The organism is Nocardia sp. NPDC050412 (assembly GCF_044458825.1).
Taxonomy (GTDB): Bacteria; Actinomycetota; Actinomycetes; order Mycobacteriales; family Mycobacteriaceae; genus Nocardia.
The window spans coordinates 1-1,282 of record NZ_JBITIJ010000044.1; the positions used below are offsets into that span (position 1 = coordinate 1).

At 63.7% G+C, this 1,282-nt stretch carries 1 protein-coding gene; it reads left to right on the plus strand.

Features of this window, described 5'->3' with window-relative positions; translation table 11 throughout:
- Nucleotides 1-82 precede the first annotated feature (82 nt).
- Nucleotides 83-1,227, plus strand: a protein-coding gene (locus tag ACIBI6_RS41175) for an IS3 family transposase (RefSeq protein WP_396960602.1) whose coding sequence is annotated in 2 segments (ribosomal slippage) — nt 83-359 and nt 359-1,227 — 1,146 coding nt in all. Because the reading frame shifts where the segments join, the coding sequence is not laid out codon by codon here.
- Nucleotides 1,228-1,282 lie beyond the last annotated feature (55 nt).

Below are 1,282 nucleotides of genomic sequence, written 5' to 3' on the forward strand. Positions count from 1 at the left end.
TGGCCTGTCCCCGGTGAATGAGTCCGTCCAGTTTTAGGGTCCTTGTTGGCCCTGGTTGGGGCTGGAAGGGACACTGAAGGACATGGCAGGACGGAAACGGCATTCCGCGGAGGACATCGTGCGGAAGCTGCGCCGTGCCGACGAGCTCGCCGCGGAAGGGCGGACGGGCGAACAGATCGCCGCTGACCTCGAAGTATCGGCTGCGACACTCTACAACTGGCGCCGCCAGTACGGTGGCATGGATACCGATGCGGCGAAAGAGCTCAAAGAGCTGCGCGAACAGAACGCGAGGTTGAAGCGGCTACTCGCCGATGCGGAGTTGGAGAAAGACGCGCTGCGCGAGATTTCGCGGGGAAAATTCTGAGCCCAGCTGCCAAGCGGCGCGCCGCCGACATGCTTCAACAGGCTATGGGCATGTCGGAACGGTTCGCGTGCAAGGTAGTTGGGCTGCACAGATCCACGTATCGGCGGCTGCCGGCCGCGCAAACACCCGCCGATCCTGACGCCGGTGCGCGGGCATGGCTGCGTTCGTATGCTGGCAAACATCCGTGCCACGGGTTCCGGCGGGCATGGGCGGCAATGCGGTTCGACGAGGGCTTCCCGGTGAACAAGAAGCGGGTCCATCGGCTCTGGCGTGAAGAAGGTCTGCAGGTCCGTGCGCATTCGCCACGGAAACGGGCCGGGCAATCCTCGGTGCCGGTGATCGACGCCGATGCTCGGAAGACAGTGTGGGCGTTGGACTTCCAGTTCGATTCGACCGTCGACGGGCGGGCGGTGAAGATCGCGTCGATGGTCGACGAACACACCCGCGAGTCGCTACTGCACGTCGTGGAACGGTCGATCACCGCCGAGCGGCTGGTCGCCGAGCTGCAGCGCGTGTTCACTGCCACCGGCGGGCCACCGAAGGTACTACGCATGGACAACGGCCCGGAGATGATTTCGGCTGCGCTGCAACAGTTCTGCGTTGATCGCGTCGGGATCGTCTACATCCCACCCGGAACACCTTGGAACAACGGCTACATCGAGTCGTTCAACCGGCGGCTGCGGCATGAATGCCTCAATCGCAACCATTGGACCAGCCTGCTCGAAGCCCGGGTCGTGATCGGCGACTTCAAAACCGACCACAACCACCGGCACCGACACTCGGCACTGAGCTACCTGACACCGGCCGAGTACGCTGCCACCTGCAGCCACACCCATCACCCCGTGGTCTGCGAGATCAACTGAAACCGATCGACCCCGGACTCAAAGACCGGATGGTCGCATCATCGGGGGCCGGCCA